The sequence below is a fragment of the Nocardiopsis nanhaiensis genome (assembly GCF_054778635.1).
In genome coordinates, this window is record NZ_BAAGZJ010000004.1 from 15,045 (window position 1) to 29,447 (window position 14,403).

Consider the following 14,403-nt stretch of genomic DNA (forward strand, 5'->3'; position numbering starts at 1 on the left):
CCTCGTTTTCGGTGGTGTGAATGCTCCCCGGCCCTGTTCCAGGGCACGCCGGAGGATCCGGACTCGGTTCCGGGCGCGGCGGACCGGATGGGCCCGCGCGCGTGTTACTTGGGGCTGGTGGCGAGAGTGGAGCCTTCCGGGGTGCCGCAGGCCTTCTCCAGCAGGTACTTGCCCTGGGAGTCGGCGTCGACCTCCAACGGGTAGACCCCGTCGAAGCAGGCCCGGCACAGCTGGTCCTTGGGCTGCTCGGACGCGGCGATGAGCTCGTCCAGGTCGACGTAGGCCAACGAGTCCGCGTTGACCGACTCGGCGATCTCGCGCTCCGTCAGGTTCGCGGCGATGAGCTCGGCCCGGGTGGCGAAGTCGATGCCGTAATAGCAGGGCCACAGCACCGGCGGGCTGGAGATCCGGACGTGCACCTCCGCGGCGCCCGCGTCGCGGAGCATCCGGACCAGGGCCCGCTGGGTGTTGCCGCGCACGATCGAGTCGTCCACGACCACGAGCCGACGGCCCTCGATGACCTCGCGCAGGGGGTTGAGCTTGAGCCGGATACCCAACTGGCGCAGGGTCTGGCTGGGTTGGATGAAGGTGCGCCCGACGTAGGAGTTCTTCACCAGGCCCTGGGCGAACGGGATCCCGCTGGCCTCCGCGTAACCCACCGCGGCCGGGGTGCCGGACTCGGGGACCGGGATCACCAGGTCGGCGTCGACCGGGTGCTCCTTGGCCAGCCGCCGGCCGACCTCTACCCGGGTGGAGTTGACGCTGCGACCGGCGATGCTGGTGTCCGGGCGGGCCAGGTAGACGTACTCGAACAGGCAGCCCTTGCGCTTGGTCGGGGCGAAGCTGCGGGAACGGACCCCTTCGCCGTCGATCACGAGGAGCTCACCCGGCTCGATCTCGCGGACGACCTCGGCACCCACGATGTCCAGGGCCGCGGTCTCGCTGGCGACGACCCAGCCGCCGGCGCCGGAGGTCTCACCGAGGCGGCCGAGGACGAACGGGCGGATGCCCTGCGGGTCGCGCGCCGCGTAGAGGGTGTCCTCGTCCATGAAGACCAGGGAGAACGCGCCCTGCACCTTGGGGAGCAGCTCCATGGCCGCGTCCTCGAGGCTCTGGCCGTCCTTGGCCCTGGCCGCGAGGAGGTTGGTGAGGACCTCGGTGTCCGTCGTGGCGCCGCGGCGCTGGTCGGGCAGCATCGCGGCCAGTTCCGGGGTGTTGATCAGGTTGCCGTTGTGGCCGAGCGCCAGACCCCCCTCGCGCGCCGTGTAGAACGTCGGCTGGGCGTTCTCCCACACCGGGGAACCGGTGGTGGAGTAGCGGCAGTGGCCGATCGCGAGGTGGCCTCTCAGCGAGTCCAGGGTCGCCTCGTCGAAGACCTGGGAGACGAGTCCCATGTCCTTGTATACGACGATGCGTTCGCCGTCACTTGTGGCGATGCCCGCGGATTCCTGGCCGCGGTGCTGGATCGCGTAGAGGCCGAAGTAGGTGAGCTTGCTGACTTCTTCGCCGGGTGCCCAGACCCCGAAAACACCGCAGGCGTCCTGCGGGCCGCGTTCGAGCGGATCGAGGTCCATGGAGAGCCGGCCGTCGGAGTACGACACAGGCACAGCTTAGCCGCTGGCTGAGGGCGGCTCGCCACTCGGGGTCGGGGCGCCGGTCATTCCCGCCACAACGGGAGGTGGGACGACAGGTCGGAGCGTACCCCGCTGGCCCGCACGCTGTGCTCGGCGACCGCGTTCGCCCAGCCGGTCCGGCCGTCTGCCAACCGCAGCCACGTGAGCGGATCAGCCTCGACCACCCCCGGCGGTGTGCCGCGCGTATGGCTGGGTCCCTCGATCACCTGGACCGCGCCGTACGGCGGCACCCGCACCTCCAGGCTGCGTCCGGGGGCGCGGTCGGCCAGTACTGCCAGGCTGCACCGGACGGCGGCTTTCAACGCGGGGCGCAGTGGCTCCTCGGCCCGAAGGACCGCCCGGACGGACGCGGCCACGGCCTCCTCGTCGGAACCCTCGAAGGCGGGTTCGCCGAGGACGGAGAGCTGGTCGTCGAGCGCGGTGCGGAGCCGCCGCACGGCGCTCGGGGTCAGGGCTGAAGGCATGCGCAGATCCTAAGACGTGTCCGGCAGATCGTTCCGGGCTCGTGCCTGGTCCACAGGGGTGTCCGGCCTGCCCCGGTGCGGGGTGGACGGAACCGGGCGAGAGGGCGAATGACAGGGGTACTTGTCATTGCGGGGCAATGGCCCGAAGGTGGACACCGGGGGATCGCCGGAGACGTCGACGGCCGACCTCTGACAGTTGAAGTGATTCCGGTCTCAGTGACCCGCTGGCCAGCGAGGGCGGGAGACGGTAGCGTCCCGAACCGTCCCGGTGTCGCCCGAGATCGGGAGGATCGTGATGGAACCCGTCTCCAACGGCGTTCCAGGCACCAGGACAGACAGATGAACGAGGGGTGACCGCGCCCGGACCGCCTTCCCCAACACTCGGCCGGAGCGTGTACCGCCCTGGACTGTCGCGCTGAAGCAGCCTGTCAGCGCCCTTAGCATCCACCAAGGAAGACCACCGCACCACCGGGAGAACGACGTGCGCCTGCGCTTGCGCCCGCGTGATGACAGTTACTACGAGATGTTCACCGACTCGGCGAACAACCTGGTCATCGGGGCCCGCCTGCTGGTGGAACTGATGAGCGACGGTGCCGACCGCGAGGCCATCACCGAGAAGATGCGTGCCTGCGAGCACGCCGGAGACGACGCCACCCACGCGATCATGCGCCGGCTCAACAAGAGCACGGCCCCGCCGTTGCACCGCGAGGACATCTACCGTCTCGCCTCCAACCTGGACGACGTGATGGACTCGATGGAGGCCGCCGTCGACCTCATCGGCCTCTACGGGCTGGAGCGCCTGCCCAAAGGCATCATCGACCAGATCGAGGTCCTCGAGCGGGCCGCCGAACTCACCGCGGAGGCCATGCCGCGCCTGCGGACCATGAAGGACCTCACCCGCTACTGGATCGAGATCAACCAGCTGGAGAACCAGGCCGACCGCATCTACCGCAAGCTCCTCGCCAAGCTGTTCAGCGGGGAGTACGACGCGCTGACCGTACTCAAGCTCAAAGACGTCATCGAGGAGCTGGAGACCGCGGCCGACGCCTTCGAACACGTCGCCAACACGGTGGAGACCATCGTCGTCAAGAACGGTTGAGCGGCAAGACGACCCCTTACCCCCAACTCCCTCACCCCCAACTCCCTAGAATCCCTGATCTTCCTGTTCTTGTGTCTCCAGGGCGATGGCGAGGGCCAGGCGCATCCGGGGCTGGTCCAGGGCCAGCGGCGTCACGGCGGCCATCCTCCGCATCCGGTGGCGGACCGTGTTGGGGTGCACCCCCAGGAGTTCCGCTGCCCCGTTCGGGTCGCCCTGCGCCTGGAGCCAGGCACGCAGCGTTTCCGCGTACCGGGTGCCCTGCTCGGCGTCGTGGCGTGTGAGATCGGCCACGGGTCCGTCGGCCGGTCGGCGGCCGGAAGCGGAGGCCATGCGGAGGCGGTGGATCAGGACGTCGCCCCAGGACTCGTCGTAGGCCACAGCGGGGCCCTCCGGGCGGGAGGCGTGCAGGGTGAGGCTCTCGTCCGCCTCCCGTCGGCTGGCCGTGAGCCTGGCCAGTTCCGCGGGGCCGCCGATCCCCGCGTTGACGACCACGTGTCCGGGGAGCGCCCGCGTGGTTTCGCGCACCCAGTTGCGGGCGGGGGACGTATCGGCGCCGCACGGCAGGATCGTGTAGACGGTACTGCCGAACACCGTGCTCCGCCCCGGGCGCGACCAGCCGAAACCGGTGGTGGCGCGTTCGAAGGTCATCAGGGTGGCGGAGTGGCGTTCGTCCGGGGTGTGCGCCTGTAGGGCCACCACCCGGTGCGGTACCGGGGCGAGCCCCAGTCGCCCGGCGGTCTCGGTCGGGTCCATCGCACCCTCAAGCAGTCGGCTCACCAGGTCGGACTCGACCTGGCGTTCCAGGTCCGCGCTGACCCGGGTGCGCAGCAGGTGCAGGGCCACCGTGCGGGCCCCTTCGGTCAGCTGCGCCGAGTGCTCGGCGTCCAAGGGCCCGTCGCACACGGCCCACAGGGAGCCCAGGAACTCACGGCCGACGCGTACCGCTACCGCGGTGCGTCCGCCCAGGCCGAGGTCGGGTTCCGGCGGCAGGTACACCGGTTCGGCGGACGAGGCCAGGTGTGCGGTGACCCCGGTGTGTTCCAGGTGGCGCTGGACCGCGTCGGGGACCCGGCGGCCCAGGATGGTGTCCCACCGGGCCTGGTCCGCGTCGGTCTGGCGGTCCGAGTAGGCCAGTACGCGCAGGCGCGGGTCCTCGATGGTCACCGGGCCGCCGACCCGTGCGGCGACCGCGTCCGCGAGCGCGGGGAGGTCCGCCGGGCCGCGCCCCGCCTCGGTCTCACCGCCCTCCAGCACCAGGCCGTACACCACCCCGGCGACCTGCCCCCAGGACACCGCGGGATCGACGCCGAGCAGGGCGATGCCGCTCTCCGCGGCGCGCGCGACCGCTTCGCGGTGCCGACCGCCCTCGTCGTCCAGCTCCGTGCGCACCACGACGGCCAGGGCTCTGGAGCGCTCGGCGAGCTCGACCGCGTGCAGCGGATCGGTGACGCCCACAGCGAGGAAGACGTCGGCCTCCTCAGGGCCGGGGACGGCCGGATCGTGCAAGGCCACCCCGTGCAGGGCCGTGTCACCGGTGGGGCGCGGTCCCCACAGCCGGGCGCCGTACGTACCGAGGATGGTGACCAGGCGGTCGAGCAGTACCACGGAACGCCTCCGGCGGCTGTCGGTCCGTTGTCGGTCTGTCACACGAGGGTACGCCGAGATTGTTCGGCTAGGACAAAGGTCGGGCGCGGCTTCCGGGAGAGACTCTGGTCGGGTGCGGCACCGCACCTGTCACCCAGTACGCACAGGAGAACACGCCATGTCCGCGAAGGGCGCGGGATCACCGCGTACCGTCATCGTCGTCGGGGCCGGGATCGTCGGCCTCTCGACCGCCTGGTTCCTTCAGAAGTACGGGGTCGGGGTCACCGTGGTCGAACGCGACACGGTGGCCTCGGGCTCGTCCTGGGGCAACGCGGGCTGGATCGCGCCGGGGTTGGCCATTCCGCTCAACGAGCCGGGGGTCCTCCAACACGGACTGCAGGCGCTTCTCGACCCGAACGCCCCGCTGTCCGTCCCGCCGACCACGGACACCGGCCTCCTGCGCTTCCTGGCCTCCTTCGCCCTGAACAGCAGGCAGTCCACCTGGGAGCGGGCCCTGCGCGGCAACGTCCCGCTCAGCTCCGCCAGCCTGGACACCTTCCAAGAGCTGTCCGAGACCGGTGTGTCGGCCAAGGTCGAGGAGGGCCCGATCACCGCCCTGTTCTCGAAGGAGAAGAAGGCCGCGCACCTGCTCATGGAGCTGGACCAGGCCCGCGCGTCCGGGCTGCCCCTCTCCTACTCCGCACTGGACCGGGACGCGGCGCGCGGACAGAGCCCGTTCGTCTCGGACGCGGTCCGAGCGGGCGTGCGGATCGACGGCCAGCGCTACATCAATCCCGGGCTGTACACACACGCCCTCGCGGACTCGGTGCGCGAGCGCGGCGGGAGCGTCATCGAGGGGTTCCGGGTGACCGGCGTCGAGGCCCGTCAGGGCCGCTTCACGCTGCGCTCCGCGCACGGGGAGACGGAGTCGGCGGACGCGGTCGTTGTGGCCACGGGGGCCTGGCTCGGCCGCCACGGGCGCGCCTGGGGGGTGGACGTCCCGCTCCGCGCGGGCCGGGGGTACAGCTTCACGGTGCCCACCGTCCGACCCGTGCCGGGGCCGCTCTACCTGCCCGAGGCCCGGGTGGCCTGCACCCCGCACGGCGAGGGCCTGAGGGTCGCCGGAACCATGGAGTTCCGCGACATCGAGGCGCCCAGGAGCGAGAGCCGGATGGACGCGATCACCGCCTCGGCCGGGCCGTACCTGACCGGGGTCGACCTCTCCGCGCGTACCGACGAGTGGGTGGGTTCCCGCCCGGTCACCTCGGACGGCCTGCCGCTGATCGGTCCCACCAGGATCCCCCGCTTGTACGTGGCGGGAGGGCACGGCATGTGGGGCCTCACCCACGGTCCGATCACCGGCCGCCTGCTCGCCAGAGCGGTCGCCACCGGCACGCTTCCCGAGACCCTGCGTCCTTTCGACCCCCTGCGCTGACCCGCTCCCCGCACGTTCCATCAGCGCCCCGTCGGACATCCGGCGGGGCGCCCTTCATACCGGACGACTCCGTGTACCGGATGCATCCGCGTACCGGGCGACACGATCCACAAGGAGACACACGATGTCCAACAGCACCTGGCTGACCCCGGGAACCCACGAACGCCTCTCCGCCGAACTGGCGGTCCTCACCGGAACGGCCGACCCGTCGAGAGCCGAGGAGTACGGCTTCCCCATCCCTGAGGACAAGGACGCCCGCGAAGCGCGCGTCACCCGCGTCCAGGAGATCCTGCGGGACGCGGTCATCGGGGAGACACCGCCAGACGACGGTGTCGCCGAGCCCGGCATGGTCCTTACCGTCCGCTACGGCGACGACCCCGAGACCGAGACGTTCCTTCTCGGGGTGCGCGACCGCGCGGCGTCGGACGGGGTGAGCGTGTATTCGCCTGAGTCCCCGCTCGGTAGTGCACTCATCGGGGCCCGGGCCGGAGAGGAGCGCTCCTACACGGTGCCCAACGGCCGGACCATCCGGGTGACCCTGGTCGACGCGGTCCCCTACGGTTCCTGAGTCCGGTGGGCCGCCCGCTGCCCGTCCCGGTCCGGACGGCCCACCGGTGGCTCAGTCCACCCGGCCCTCGAAGACGAGCACCGGGTAGAGCCGTGCGCCCTCCTCGTTCAGGAACTCCAGGGTCCACTGGAGGGTGGAGTCGTCCTCGTCGGACCAGCAGTCCTCGTCCCATGCGGCGTTCTGTTCCGGGGTGAGGTGGGCGGGAGGTGCGAGCGCCTCGCCCAGGAAGGGCGCCCCGGACGCTGTCAGCGGGTCGCCGACGGAGCAGGCACTGAGGACCGCTCCGGTGTACACGTCCTCGTCCCCGTCGTTGACGATGTCCACGCTCCAGGCGTAGTAGTCGTCGCCGTCCTCGAGGGATTCTTCCGCTGGTTCCTCGACGGGCTCCTCAACGGGAAGGTCGTCCTCGGTCTCGGGCACGTCCTCGTCTTCCTCGGCCCAGGAGTCCTCTTCCTCGAGGTCTTCGAGGTCCTCGGCGTCTTCGGGGTCCTCGAGGTCGTCTTCCTCGGGCCAGGACTCGTCCTCCTCGGGCCAGGACTCGTCCTCGGGAGTGTCGGGGTCCGCTTCGCCTTCCTCGTAGCCCGGATCGTCTGCGGGTTCGCCGTCCTCGTCCGGGGAGGCGTCGTCGGGCGCGGTGTCGGAGCCGTCCGCGGCGGCCTCAGCCGGTTCGGTGCGGCGTTCCACCGCGCCCATGGTCACGGTGAAGCCGTCCTCGAAGGTGTGGGTTGCACCCAGGGCCAGGCGGACGGGTTCGTCCGCGGTCGCGGCTCCGCCACCGTCCTCGGGTCCGGTCGTGGGGCCGGTCTCCTCAGGGGGTTCGTCGTCGGCGGTGGGTCCCGGTGAGCCGGGTTCCGCCGGGCCCTCCTCCGCCGGTTCCGGTGGCCCGTGGGTGCCCGGCCCGTTCTCCGGGGCCCGCTGCCCCGGGCTCTCCGTCTCCTGCTGCCCGTCACCGGTGGGGGTGGCGAAGTCCGGCCCACAGGCACATCCGGAGACGGCGAGTAGGACGGTGGCTGCTGGGACCAATGTGGAAACTCGCATGATGTCCCCCTCCACTCAAGGGGGACATTAGGCGTCAAATCACCACAATTGGGTCAACTGGCCAGGGTTGGACGAATTCTCTGGAGAAGCAACCAAAACGCGCCCTACAGTTGCTGTACCAACAAGTAGGAGGAAGCCGTGGCCGACGAGATCACCCCGGAGCTCGCCAACCTCGTCCTGGACGCACAACCCTTCAGCAAGCTGGTCCGGGCCCGGATCGCCGCCTTCGAGCCCGGCAGGGTCGTCCTGGAGGTCGACGTCCGTGACGACCTCCTCCAACAGAACGGGTTCCTGCACGGCGGGGTGCTCTCCTACGCGGCGGACAACGCCCTCACCTTCGCCGGCGGCAGCGTTCTGGGGCCCTCGGTACTCACGAGCGGGTTCTCCATCGACTACCTGCGCCCGGGGAAGGGTCGGCTGCTCAGCGCCCGCGCGGAGGCCCTCGAGTCCACGCGCAAGCGGGCTGTCTGCCGCTGCGACCTCGTGATGGTCGAGGACGACGGCACCGAGAAGGTCGCGGCGGCGGCCCAGGGCACCATCGCGCTGACCGGATGAGCGGAGCCCACAGCATGCCGCAGACCGTGCCCACAGCCCTGCCCGGGGTCGTCCTCGCCCTCTTCACGGGGGACGACGTCGACGCCTACCGGGAGCTCATGCGCGCCAACCGGGAGCACCTCACCAGGCACGGGAACTTCCTGGAGGAGGTCGACGCCTCGCCGGAGGCGATCCGGGCCGCGTTCTCCCGTCACGAGTCCGGAGAGGAGTGGGCCTACGGGGTCCGGGTCCACGGGCTGCTGATCGGCAGGGTCAGCCTGGTCGCGGTGGACCCGCCGCGCTACGGGCTCGGCTTCTGGCTGGACCGGGCAGCGACTGGCCGGGGCTACGCGACGGCGGCCTGCGAGGCGCTCATACAAGAGGCCAAGCGGTCCCTGGCCGCCACGGACGTCTACTGCGGAGTCATCCATGGCAACGATCCCAGCAGTGCGGTACTCCACCGCCTGGGCTTCGCCCCGGTGACCGAGTTCAACACCTACACCCGCTTCCACCGCAAGCTCTGACCACAGCCCCAGAACCGCCCGAAGCGGCCTGGGTGATCATCGGCCGACGCTTTTGACCTGGGCTTTTGTCGGCTTAACCGAAGCGTCCGGTGATATAGTTCTCCGTGTCCTTCTTCTCCGGGCGGGTGAAGATCTGGTTGGTCTCGCCCATCTCGATGAGCTTGCCGGGCTTGCCCGGGGCCGACAGGTTGAAGAAGGCGGTCTGGTCGGAGACGCGGGCGGCCTGCTGCATGTTGTGGGTGACGATCACGATCGTGTACTCCTCCTTCAGGTTGTGAATGAGGTCCTCGATCGCCAGCGTCGAGATCGGGTCCAGAGCGGAGCAGGGCTCGTCCATGAGCAGCACGGACGGCTTGACCGCAGTGGCCCGGGCGATGCACAGGCGCTGCTGCTGGCCGCCGGACAGGCCCGCGCCCGGCTTGTTCAGGCGCTCCTTGACCTCTTCCCAGAGGTTGGCGCCGCGCAGGGACTCCTCGACCAGGTCATCGGCTTCGGAGCGGCTCATCCGGGAGTTGTTGAGCCGGGCCCCGGCGATCACGTTGTCGTAGATCGACATCGTGGGGAACGGGTTGGCCTTCTGGAAGACCATGCCGATCTCGCTGCGGACCATCACCGGGTCGACCTCGCGGCCGTAGATGTCGAGGTCGTCGAGCAGGACCTTGCCCTCGGCCCGGGCGCCGGGGGTGACCTCGTGCAACCGGTTGAGGGTGCGGAGGAAGGTCGACTTGCCGCAGCCAGAGGACCCGATGAACGCCGTCACCGACCGGGGCTCGATGGTCATGGACACGTCCTCGACGGCAAGGAAGTCACCGTAGTAGACGTGGAGTCCGGAGACGTCGATTCGTTTCGCCACAGGGTGTACCTCGTGTGCTCTAGCGGGTCTTGGGTGAGAAGAGGCTGCCGATCACGCGTGCCGTGAGGAACAGGAGCATGACCGTGAGGACCAGTGTGAGCGCCGCCGCCCATGCCCTCTCGTAGTTGACGGCTCCGCCCATGCGGAACTGGGAGAAGATGAACACCGGGAGGTTCATCATCTGACCGTCGAACAGGTTCCAGTTGATGGAGACGGCGGACGAGCCCGTGGTGAGCACCAGCGGTGCCGTCTCTCCGATAACGCGCGCGATGGCGAGCATGATTCCGGTGGTCAGACCGGCGGCCGACGTGGGGAGCACCACCTTGGTGATCGTGCGCCACTTGGGCACTCCCAGGGCGTAGGACGCCTCGCGCAGGTCCCGGGGTACCAGCCGCAGCATCTCCTCGCTGGAGCGGACCACGACGGGGATCATCAGCACGGCCAGCGAGATCGCGCCCGCCGCGCCGTTGGTGTTGCCCGGACCGAAGATCATCATCCAGAGCGCGACCACGAAGAGGCCGGCGACGATGGAGGGGATGCCCGTCATGACGTCCACGAAGAAGGTGATGACCTTCTTCAGGCGGCCCTGCGCGTACTCCACCAGGTAGACGGCGGTGAGCACACCGACCGGTACGGACATGAGCGTCGCCATGCCCGTGATCATCAGGGTGCCGATGATGGCGTGGTAGGCGCCGCCCGCGTCCATGCTCGGCAGGACACCGTTCATGGACACGGTCAGGAAGTTCCAGCCGAAGCGGTCCAGACCGAAGGTCACCACGGTGTACAGGAGCGAGACCAGCGGGGCCATGGCCAAGAGGAAGGCCGAGTAGACCAGTGCGGTGACCAGGCGGTCCTTGGCCTTGCGACCGCCCTCCATCCGCGCCGATGCGGTCACGATGATCACCGTGTAGGCGACACCGGTGAGCAGTGCCCACAGGACGATGCCGAAGGAGGAGAACGCGGCCAGCACCCCGGCGACCACCATGGCGCAGGAGGCCAGCAGGACGGCGGGGAAGCGGTTCGGCAGGGTCACGGAGCGCAGCTCGTTCTCGACCGCACCCGTCTCGGGCTCGGGAGGCTGCGTGGTCGTCATGCTCATGCGGACTCCTTGTTGCCCCGGGCCACGATGTAGCGGGCGGCCATGTTGACGGCCAGGGTGATCGCGAACAGGACCAGGCCGGCGGCGATCAGCGCGGAGACGCCGAACCCGGTGGCCTCGGGGTACTGGAGCGCGATGTGCGCGGCGATGGTCTGGTTTCCGCTCTGGAGCAGGTTGAAGGAGACCGCCAGCGAGGGCGAGAGGATCATGGCGACCGCCATGGTCTCGCCCAGTGCGCGCCCCATGCCGAGCATGGCGCCGCCGACGATCCCGGACTTGCCGAAGGGCAGCACGGCCAGCCGGATCATCTCCCAGCGGGTGGCGCCCATGGCCAGCGCTGCCTCACGGTGGGCCTGCGGGACCTGGTGGAACACGTCGCGGGACATCGCGGTGATGATGGGCAGGATCATGACGGCCAGGACGATGCCCGCGGTGAGCAGGGTCCTGGCTGAGGTGGAGGTGGGACCCTCGAAGAGCGGGATCCAGCCCAGGTGCTCGGACATGCCCTCGTAGACCGGCACCAGCTGCGGGGCGAGGACCATCATGCCCCAGAGGCCGTAGACCACGCTGGGGATCGCGGCGAGCAGGTCGACCAGGTAGCCGAGCGTGGTGGCGAGCTTCCGGGGCGCGTAGTAGACGATGAAGAGCGCGATGCCGATCGCCACGGGGGTGGCCAAGAGCAGCGCGATCGCGGCCGCCAGGACCGTGCCGAAGGCCAGGGCCAGCACACCGAACGACGGGTTCTCCCGGACGTTGGCGTCCCACGCCGTGTCGGTGAGGAAGTTCGAGGTGTTGGCGGAGAGCGACGGCCAGGCCTGGATCAGCAGGAAGGCGGCCACACCCGCGAGGATCGCGAGGATCAGGAGGCCCGAGCTTCGGGCGAGCCCGGCGAATACGACATCGCCGATCCGGCGCTTGCCCGTGGGCGGCGGTGCCGCCTGGGGCGCGTCCGTGGTCGTCATGGATTCTCCGGTTCGGAAAAGGTTGTGGGGCCGGTCGCTCGGTCTGTGTGCCACTGCCCGTGAACCGCACGGGAGATGACCGCCGTGTCACGGTCGACGCGCGGAAGGCAGACGATCCGCGCCGAATGTGAAGGTAGGCGCAGGAGGTGACCAGTTGTCCCAGAGAAGGTGAACGGAAGATGAACGAGAAATCGCACTCCCGTGGCTCCAAGGGGTTCGCTCGGTGAATGTGACCAGTCGCACGTCAGCCGAGGGGTGTCCGGGCCCGGGAGCCCGCTGGGACCCGGTCGGCTCAGTCCGCGCCACCGGCGGGCTCCGCGCCTTCGGAGGGCGCGAACATCACGTCCGTGTCCCACATGGAGAACCCGAGGGACTCGTACAGGCGCACCGCGGCCTCGTTGTCTCCGTCCACGTACAGGTGAACCCAGGGCAACCCGGCGTCGCGCAGGTGGTGAAGCCCGGCAAGGGTCAGCGCACGGCCCAGGCCGGTGCCCTGCCAAGCCGGGTCCACACCCACCACGTAGACCTCTCCCACGGTCTCGTCGTCGCTGAGGCCGGCGCCGTCGGCGTGCGTCTTGGTCCAGTGGTAGGCGGCGATGGTCCCGCTGTTCGTGGCCGCCACGAAGAAGCCCTCGGGGTCGAACCAGTCCTCGACCTCGCGCTGGAGCAGGTCGTCCAGGGTCAGCGAGCCCTGCTCGGGGTGGTCGGTGAAGGCGCGCGCGTTGGCCTCCAGCCAGGCCTGCTCGTCCTGGCCCACCACGAAGGGGCGGACCTGTACCTGCTCCGCGACCTCGGGCCGCAGCGCGACCGCGGGGAGTTCGGGCGCGCTCCAGGGGCCGCCGGGCCATTCAGCGCCCAGGTCCCGCAGGGGCATGCGCATCTTGTGCAGCTCGCGGACGGTGACCCACCCGTCGGCCGCCGCCACCGACACCGCCCCGGGGGTCCGCCCGTGTGCCCACACGCGGACCCCGTCGGGTCCGGCGTCGTCGCGAACCGAGCGCAGCAGCGCGGATCCGTGTCCGCGGCCCCGGTGGGCGGGGGCGACCACCACTTCGCCGGAGTCGGGTTCGCCTTCGGTCCGTTCGACGAGCGCGAAGCCCACGACTGCGCCGTCGTCGGTGACCACGTGGTAGCGGCTGCTGCCCGACGGGGCGCCGTGTCTGACCCGTAGCAGGGTCTGTTCGGACAGCGGCGCGATCCCGTCGGTGACCCGTGCCTCCTCGGCCAAGGCCAGGACGGGGCCGACGAGTTCCGGGGCGAGGTTGTCAGTGACTAGCGGGGTGCTCATGAGCCCGAATCCTAAGGCGTGTTCGGTGGATGCTGCCCGTCGCGAGGGGGGTGTTGCGCTGTAGGCGTCCGTTGAGGGTTGGTGGTGGGCGACGGGCGGAAGGTGCTGCGCTGTAGGCGTCCGTTGAGGGTTGGCGGTGGGCGACGGGCGGAAGGTGCTGCGCTGTAGGCGTCCGTTGAGGGTTGGCGGTGGGCGACGGGCGGAAGGTGCTGCGCTGTAGGCGTCCGTTGAGGGTTGGTGGTGGGCGACGGGCGGGCGTGTCCAGTGGTGCTGGCACAAGGCCGATGAAGGAGTTCCCCTGCTGTGCACTGCCTCGCCAGCTCGGCAGCATTGCACAGTGGGGCCTGTCCGGATTTGGCTGTCGACTGAGAGATGCGCAGTGACAGTGCCGCTGGGGGCGCCCCGGGCGCGAGACCTCGGGCCCCGAGGACCCGGCCACCCAGGCGTCCTAAGAGCCTGCTGACAAGGGGTGTCGGGGTCCCTTGGCCTTGGGGTGTGCACCTGTCCACGCGGGTGTGGGGGTGGGGGTTGAGGGTGGCTGGAGTTGTTGTTGGGTGCGGGTGGTTTCCCCGTTTCCTGCCGCTTGATGGTGGCCGTCTCCGCTGCGCGCGTCAAGGTCGTCGCCGTCGAAGCGCTGGCGCGCTATCGGAGGCGCTCCACCTTGACCCGCTTCGCTGCGACGGCGGGTCGGCGGCAGTCAGGAAACGGGGGGCGTGTGGTCGGGGCTGTGGATGCCCCGGCCTTCGGCCGGGAACTGCTCCGAGCCTGCGGCCCGGTCCGGCCGTGGCCGGCCGGGTTCCTGCCCGTGGGTCTGGTTGTGTCGGCAGGCGCGTCGCAATCCAGTGGCGGGTGGGCGACGAAGGGCCCGAACAGGTGCCTGGATGGCTGGGCGCGTCCCACCGGTCTGGCGGCTCGGTGGTGGGTGGCCCATACGGGTGCGGGTGGTGCCGGTGGCCCGGTGGGGTGTGGGGTGGGGCGTGGTGAGCCCCCCTGTTGGAGGCATTGTGGGCGCCGAGTTTGCCTCCAGGGAGGGGGTTCACTGGCCCCCGGGTGCTTCTGGGCGGGGGGTCGGTGTCCCGGGTGCCTCCACCGGGGGTAGCGGCCGCCCCCCGGGGGGGCGGCCCCGGTGTCCGGAACCGGCCTGGTAGGGGTGTCCGTTGCGTCCGAAACCGGTTGATCCCCGATGATCTTGCCCCCAGCTCCACCCTCGGCCGTCGAGGGTTGAGACAGGGGCAAGATCATCGTTGGAAAGGGGGCCTGAGCCTGACCGGAAGTCCGGTGGGACGCGCTTCGCCATGCGCCCGGCCTGTTCGGGTCCTTC

General features: G+C 70.1%; 13 protein-coding genes. 5 read left to right on the plus strand and 8 right to left on the minus strand.

The annotated features are described in order from the left end of the window. Nucleotides 1–104: 104 nt before the first annotated feature. Complete coding sequence (gene purF / locus ACYVD1_RS02650) at nt 105–1,601, minus strand: amidophosphoribosyltransferase (RefSeq protein ID WP_460753980.1); 1,497 nt, start codon at nt 1,599–1,601, stop codon at nt 105–107. Between the two features lie 56 nt (nt 1,602–1,657). Then, on the minus strand, nt 1,658–2,098 hold the full coding sequence (locus tag ACYVD1_RS02655; protein ID WP_460753984.1) for a sterol carrier family protein: 441 nt from the start codon (nt 2,096–2,098) through the stop codon (nt 1,658–1,660). A 481-nt stretch (nt 2,099–2,579) separates the two neighbouring features. Between ACYVD1_RS02655 and ACYVD1_RS02660 the strand changes: the two genes are divergently transcribed. Beyond that, nucleotides 2,580–3,197 carry a DUF47 domain-containing protein gene (locus ACYVD1_RS02660; RefSeq protein ID WP_460753989.1) on the plus strand — a complete coding sequence of 206 codons (618 nt, stop codon included), beginning with the start codon at nt 2,580–2,582 and terminating at the stop codon, nt 3,195–3,197. 45 nt (nt 3,198–3,242) lie between these two features. Here ACYVD1_RS02660 and ACYVD1_RS02665 read toward each other — a convergent pair whose 3' ends face one another. Then, on the minus strand, nt 3,243–4,802 hold the full coding sequence (locus ACYVD1_RS02665) for a PucR family transcriptional regulator (RefSeq protein ID WP_460753993.1): 1,560 nt from the start codon (nt 4,800–4,802) through the stop codon (nt 3,243–3,245). Nucleotides 4,803–4,959: 157 nt separating this feature from the next. Between ACYVD1_RS02665 and ACYVD1_RS02670 the strand changes: the two genes are divergently transcribed. Both ACYVD1_RS02670 and ACYVD1_RS02675 read left to right on the plus strand, forming a co-directional pair. After that, nucleotides 4,960–6,216: an NAD(P)/FAD-dependent oxidoreductase gene (locus tag ACYVD1_RS02670; RefSeq protein WP_460753996.1), complete on the plus strand. Its 1,257-nt coding sequence runs from the start codon at nt 4,960–4,962 to the stop codon at nt 6,214–6,216. Between the two features lie 124 nt (nt 6,217–6,340). After that, nucleotides 6,341–6,784 carry a GreA/GreB family elongation factor gene (locus ACYVD1_RS02675; protein ID WP_460754001.1) on the plus strand — a complete coding sequence of 148 codons (444 nt, stop codon included), beginning with the start codon at nt 6,341–6,343 and terminating at the stop codon, nt 6,782–6,784. 51 nt (nt 6,785–6,835) lie between these two features. On the opposite strand, the gene ACYVD1_RS02680 is transcribed toward ACYVD1_RS02675, so the two are convergent. Further along, nucleotides 6,836–7,822, minus strand: a complete 987-nt coding sequence (locus ACYVD1_RS02680; RefSeq protein WP_460767412.1) for a hypothetical protein — start codon at nt 7,820–7,822, stop codon at nt 6,836–6,838. A 138-nt stretch (nt 7,823–7,960) separates the two neighbouring features. Between ACYVD1_RS02680 and ACYVD1_RS02685 the strand changes: the two genes are divergently transcribed. Beyond that, nucleotides 7,961–8,377: a PaaI family thioesterase gene (locus ACYVD1_RS02685; protein WP_460754009.1), complete on the plus strand. Its 417-nt coding sequence runs from the start codon at nt 7,961–7,963 to the stop codon at nt 8,375–8,377. A gap of 14 nt (nt 8,378–8,391) precedes the next feature. Further along, nucleotides 8,392–8,880: a GNAT family N-acetyltransferase gene (locus tag ACYVD1_RS02690; protein WP_460754013.1), complete on the plus strand. Its 489-nt coding sequence runs from the start codon at nt 8,392–8,394 to the stop codon at nt 8,878–8,880. A gap of 73 nt (nt 8,881–8,953) precedes the next feature. On the opposite strand, the gene pstB is transcribed toward ACYVD1_RS02690, so the two are convergent. The 4 genes from pstB to mshD form a co-directional block, all read right to left on the minus strand. Then, nucleotides 8,954–9,733 (minus strand): phosphate ABC transporter ATP-binding protein PstB, encoded by a 780-nt coding sequence (gene pstB / locus ACYVD1_RS02695; RefSeq protein WP_460754021.1) that lies wholly within the window; start codon nt 9,731–9,733, stop codon nt 8,954–8,956. Between the two features lie 19 nt (nt 9,734–9,752). After that, the gene (pstA, locus tag ACYVD1_RS02700; RefSeq protein WP_460767415.1) at nt 9,753–10,832 is read right to left on the minus strand and encodes a phosphate ABC transporter permease PstA; all 1,080 of its coding nucleotides are present in this window, start codon (nt 10,830–10,832) and stop codon (nt 9,753–9,755) included. Further along, nucleotides 10,829–11,794: a phosphate ABC transporter permease subunit PstC gene (gene pstC, locus ACYVD1_RS02705; RefSeq protein WP_460754029.1), complete on the minus strand. Its 966-nt coding sequence runs from the start codon at nt 11,792–11,794 to the stop codon at nt 10,829–10,831. The genes pstA and pstC overlap by 4 nt, the downstream gene beginning before the upstream one ends. Nucleotides 11,795–12,086: 292 nt before the next feature. Next, complete coding sequence (gene mshD, locus ACYVD1_RS02710) at nt 12,087–13,082, minus strand: mycothiol synthase (RefSeq protein ID WP_460767418.1); 996 nt, start codon at nt 13,080–13,082, stop codon at nt 12,087–12,089. Nucleotides 13,083–14,403: the final 1,321 nt, after the last annotated feature.

Coding starts and splice junctions, on each gene's coding strand:
- ACYVD1_RS02655 (WP_460753984.1), bottom strand. CDS start 2,098: ATGCCTTCAGCCCTGACCCCGAGCGCCGTGCGGCGGCTCCGCACCGCG.
- ACYVD1_RS02670 (WP_460753996.1), top strand. CDS start 4,960: ATGTCCGCGAAGGGCGCGGGATCACCGCGTACCGTCATCGTCGTCGGG.
- ACYVD1_RS02675 (WP_460754001.1), top strand. CDS start 6,341: ATGTCCAACAGCACCTGGCTGACCCCGGGAACCCACGAACGCCTCTCC.
- ACYVD1_RS02680 (WP_460767412.1), bottom strand. CDS start 7,822: ATGCGAGTTTCCACATTGGTCCCAGCAGCCACCGTCCTACTCGCCGTC.
- ACYVD1_RS02690 (WP_460754013.1), top strand. CDS start 8,392: ATGCCGCAGACCGTGCCCACAGCCCTGCCCGGGGTCGTCCTCGCCCTC.
- pstA (WP_460767415.1), bottom strand. CDS start 10,832: ATGAGCATGACGACCACGCAGCCTCCCGAGCCCGAGACGGGTGCGGTC.
- pstC (WP_460754029.1), bottom strand. CDS start 11,794: ATGACGACCACGGACGCGCCCCAGGCGGCACCGCCGCCCACGGGCAAG.
- mshD (WP_460767418.1), bottom strand. CDS start 13,082: ATGAGCACCCCGCTAGTCACTGACAACCTCGCCCCGGAACTCGTCGGC.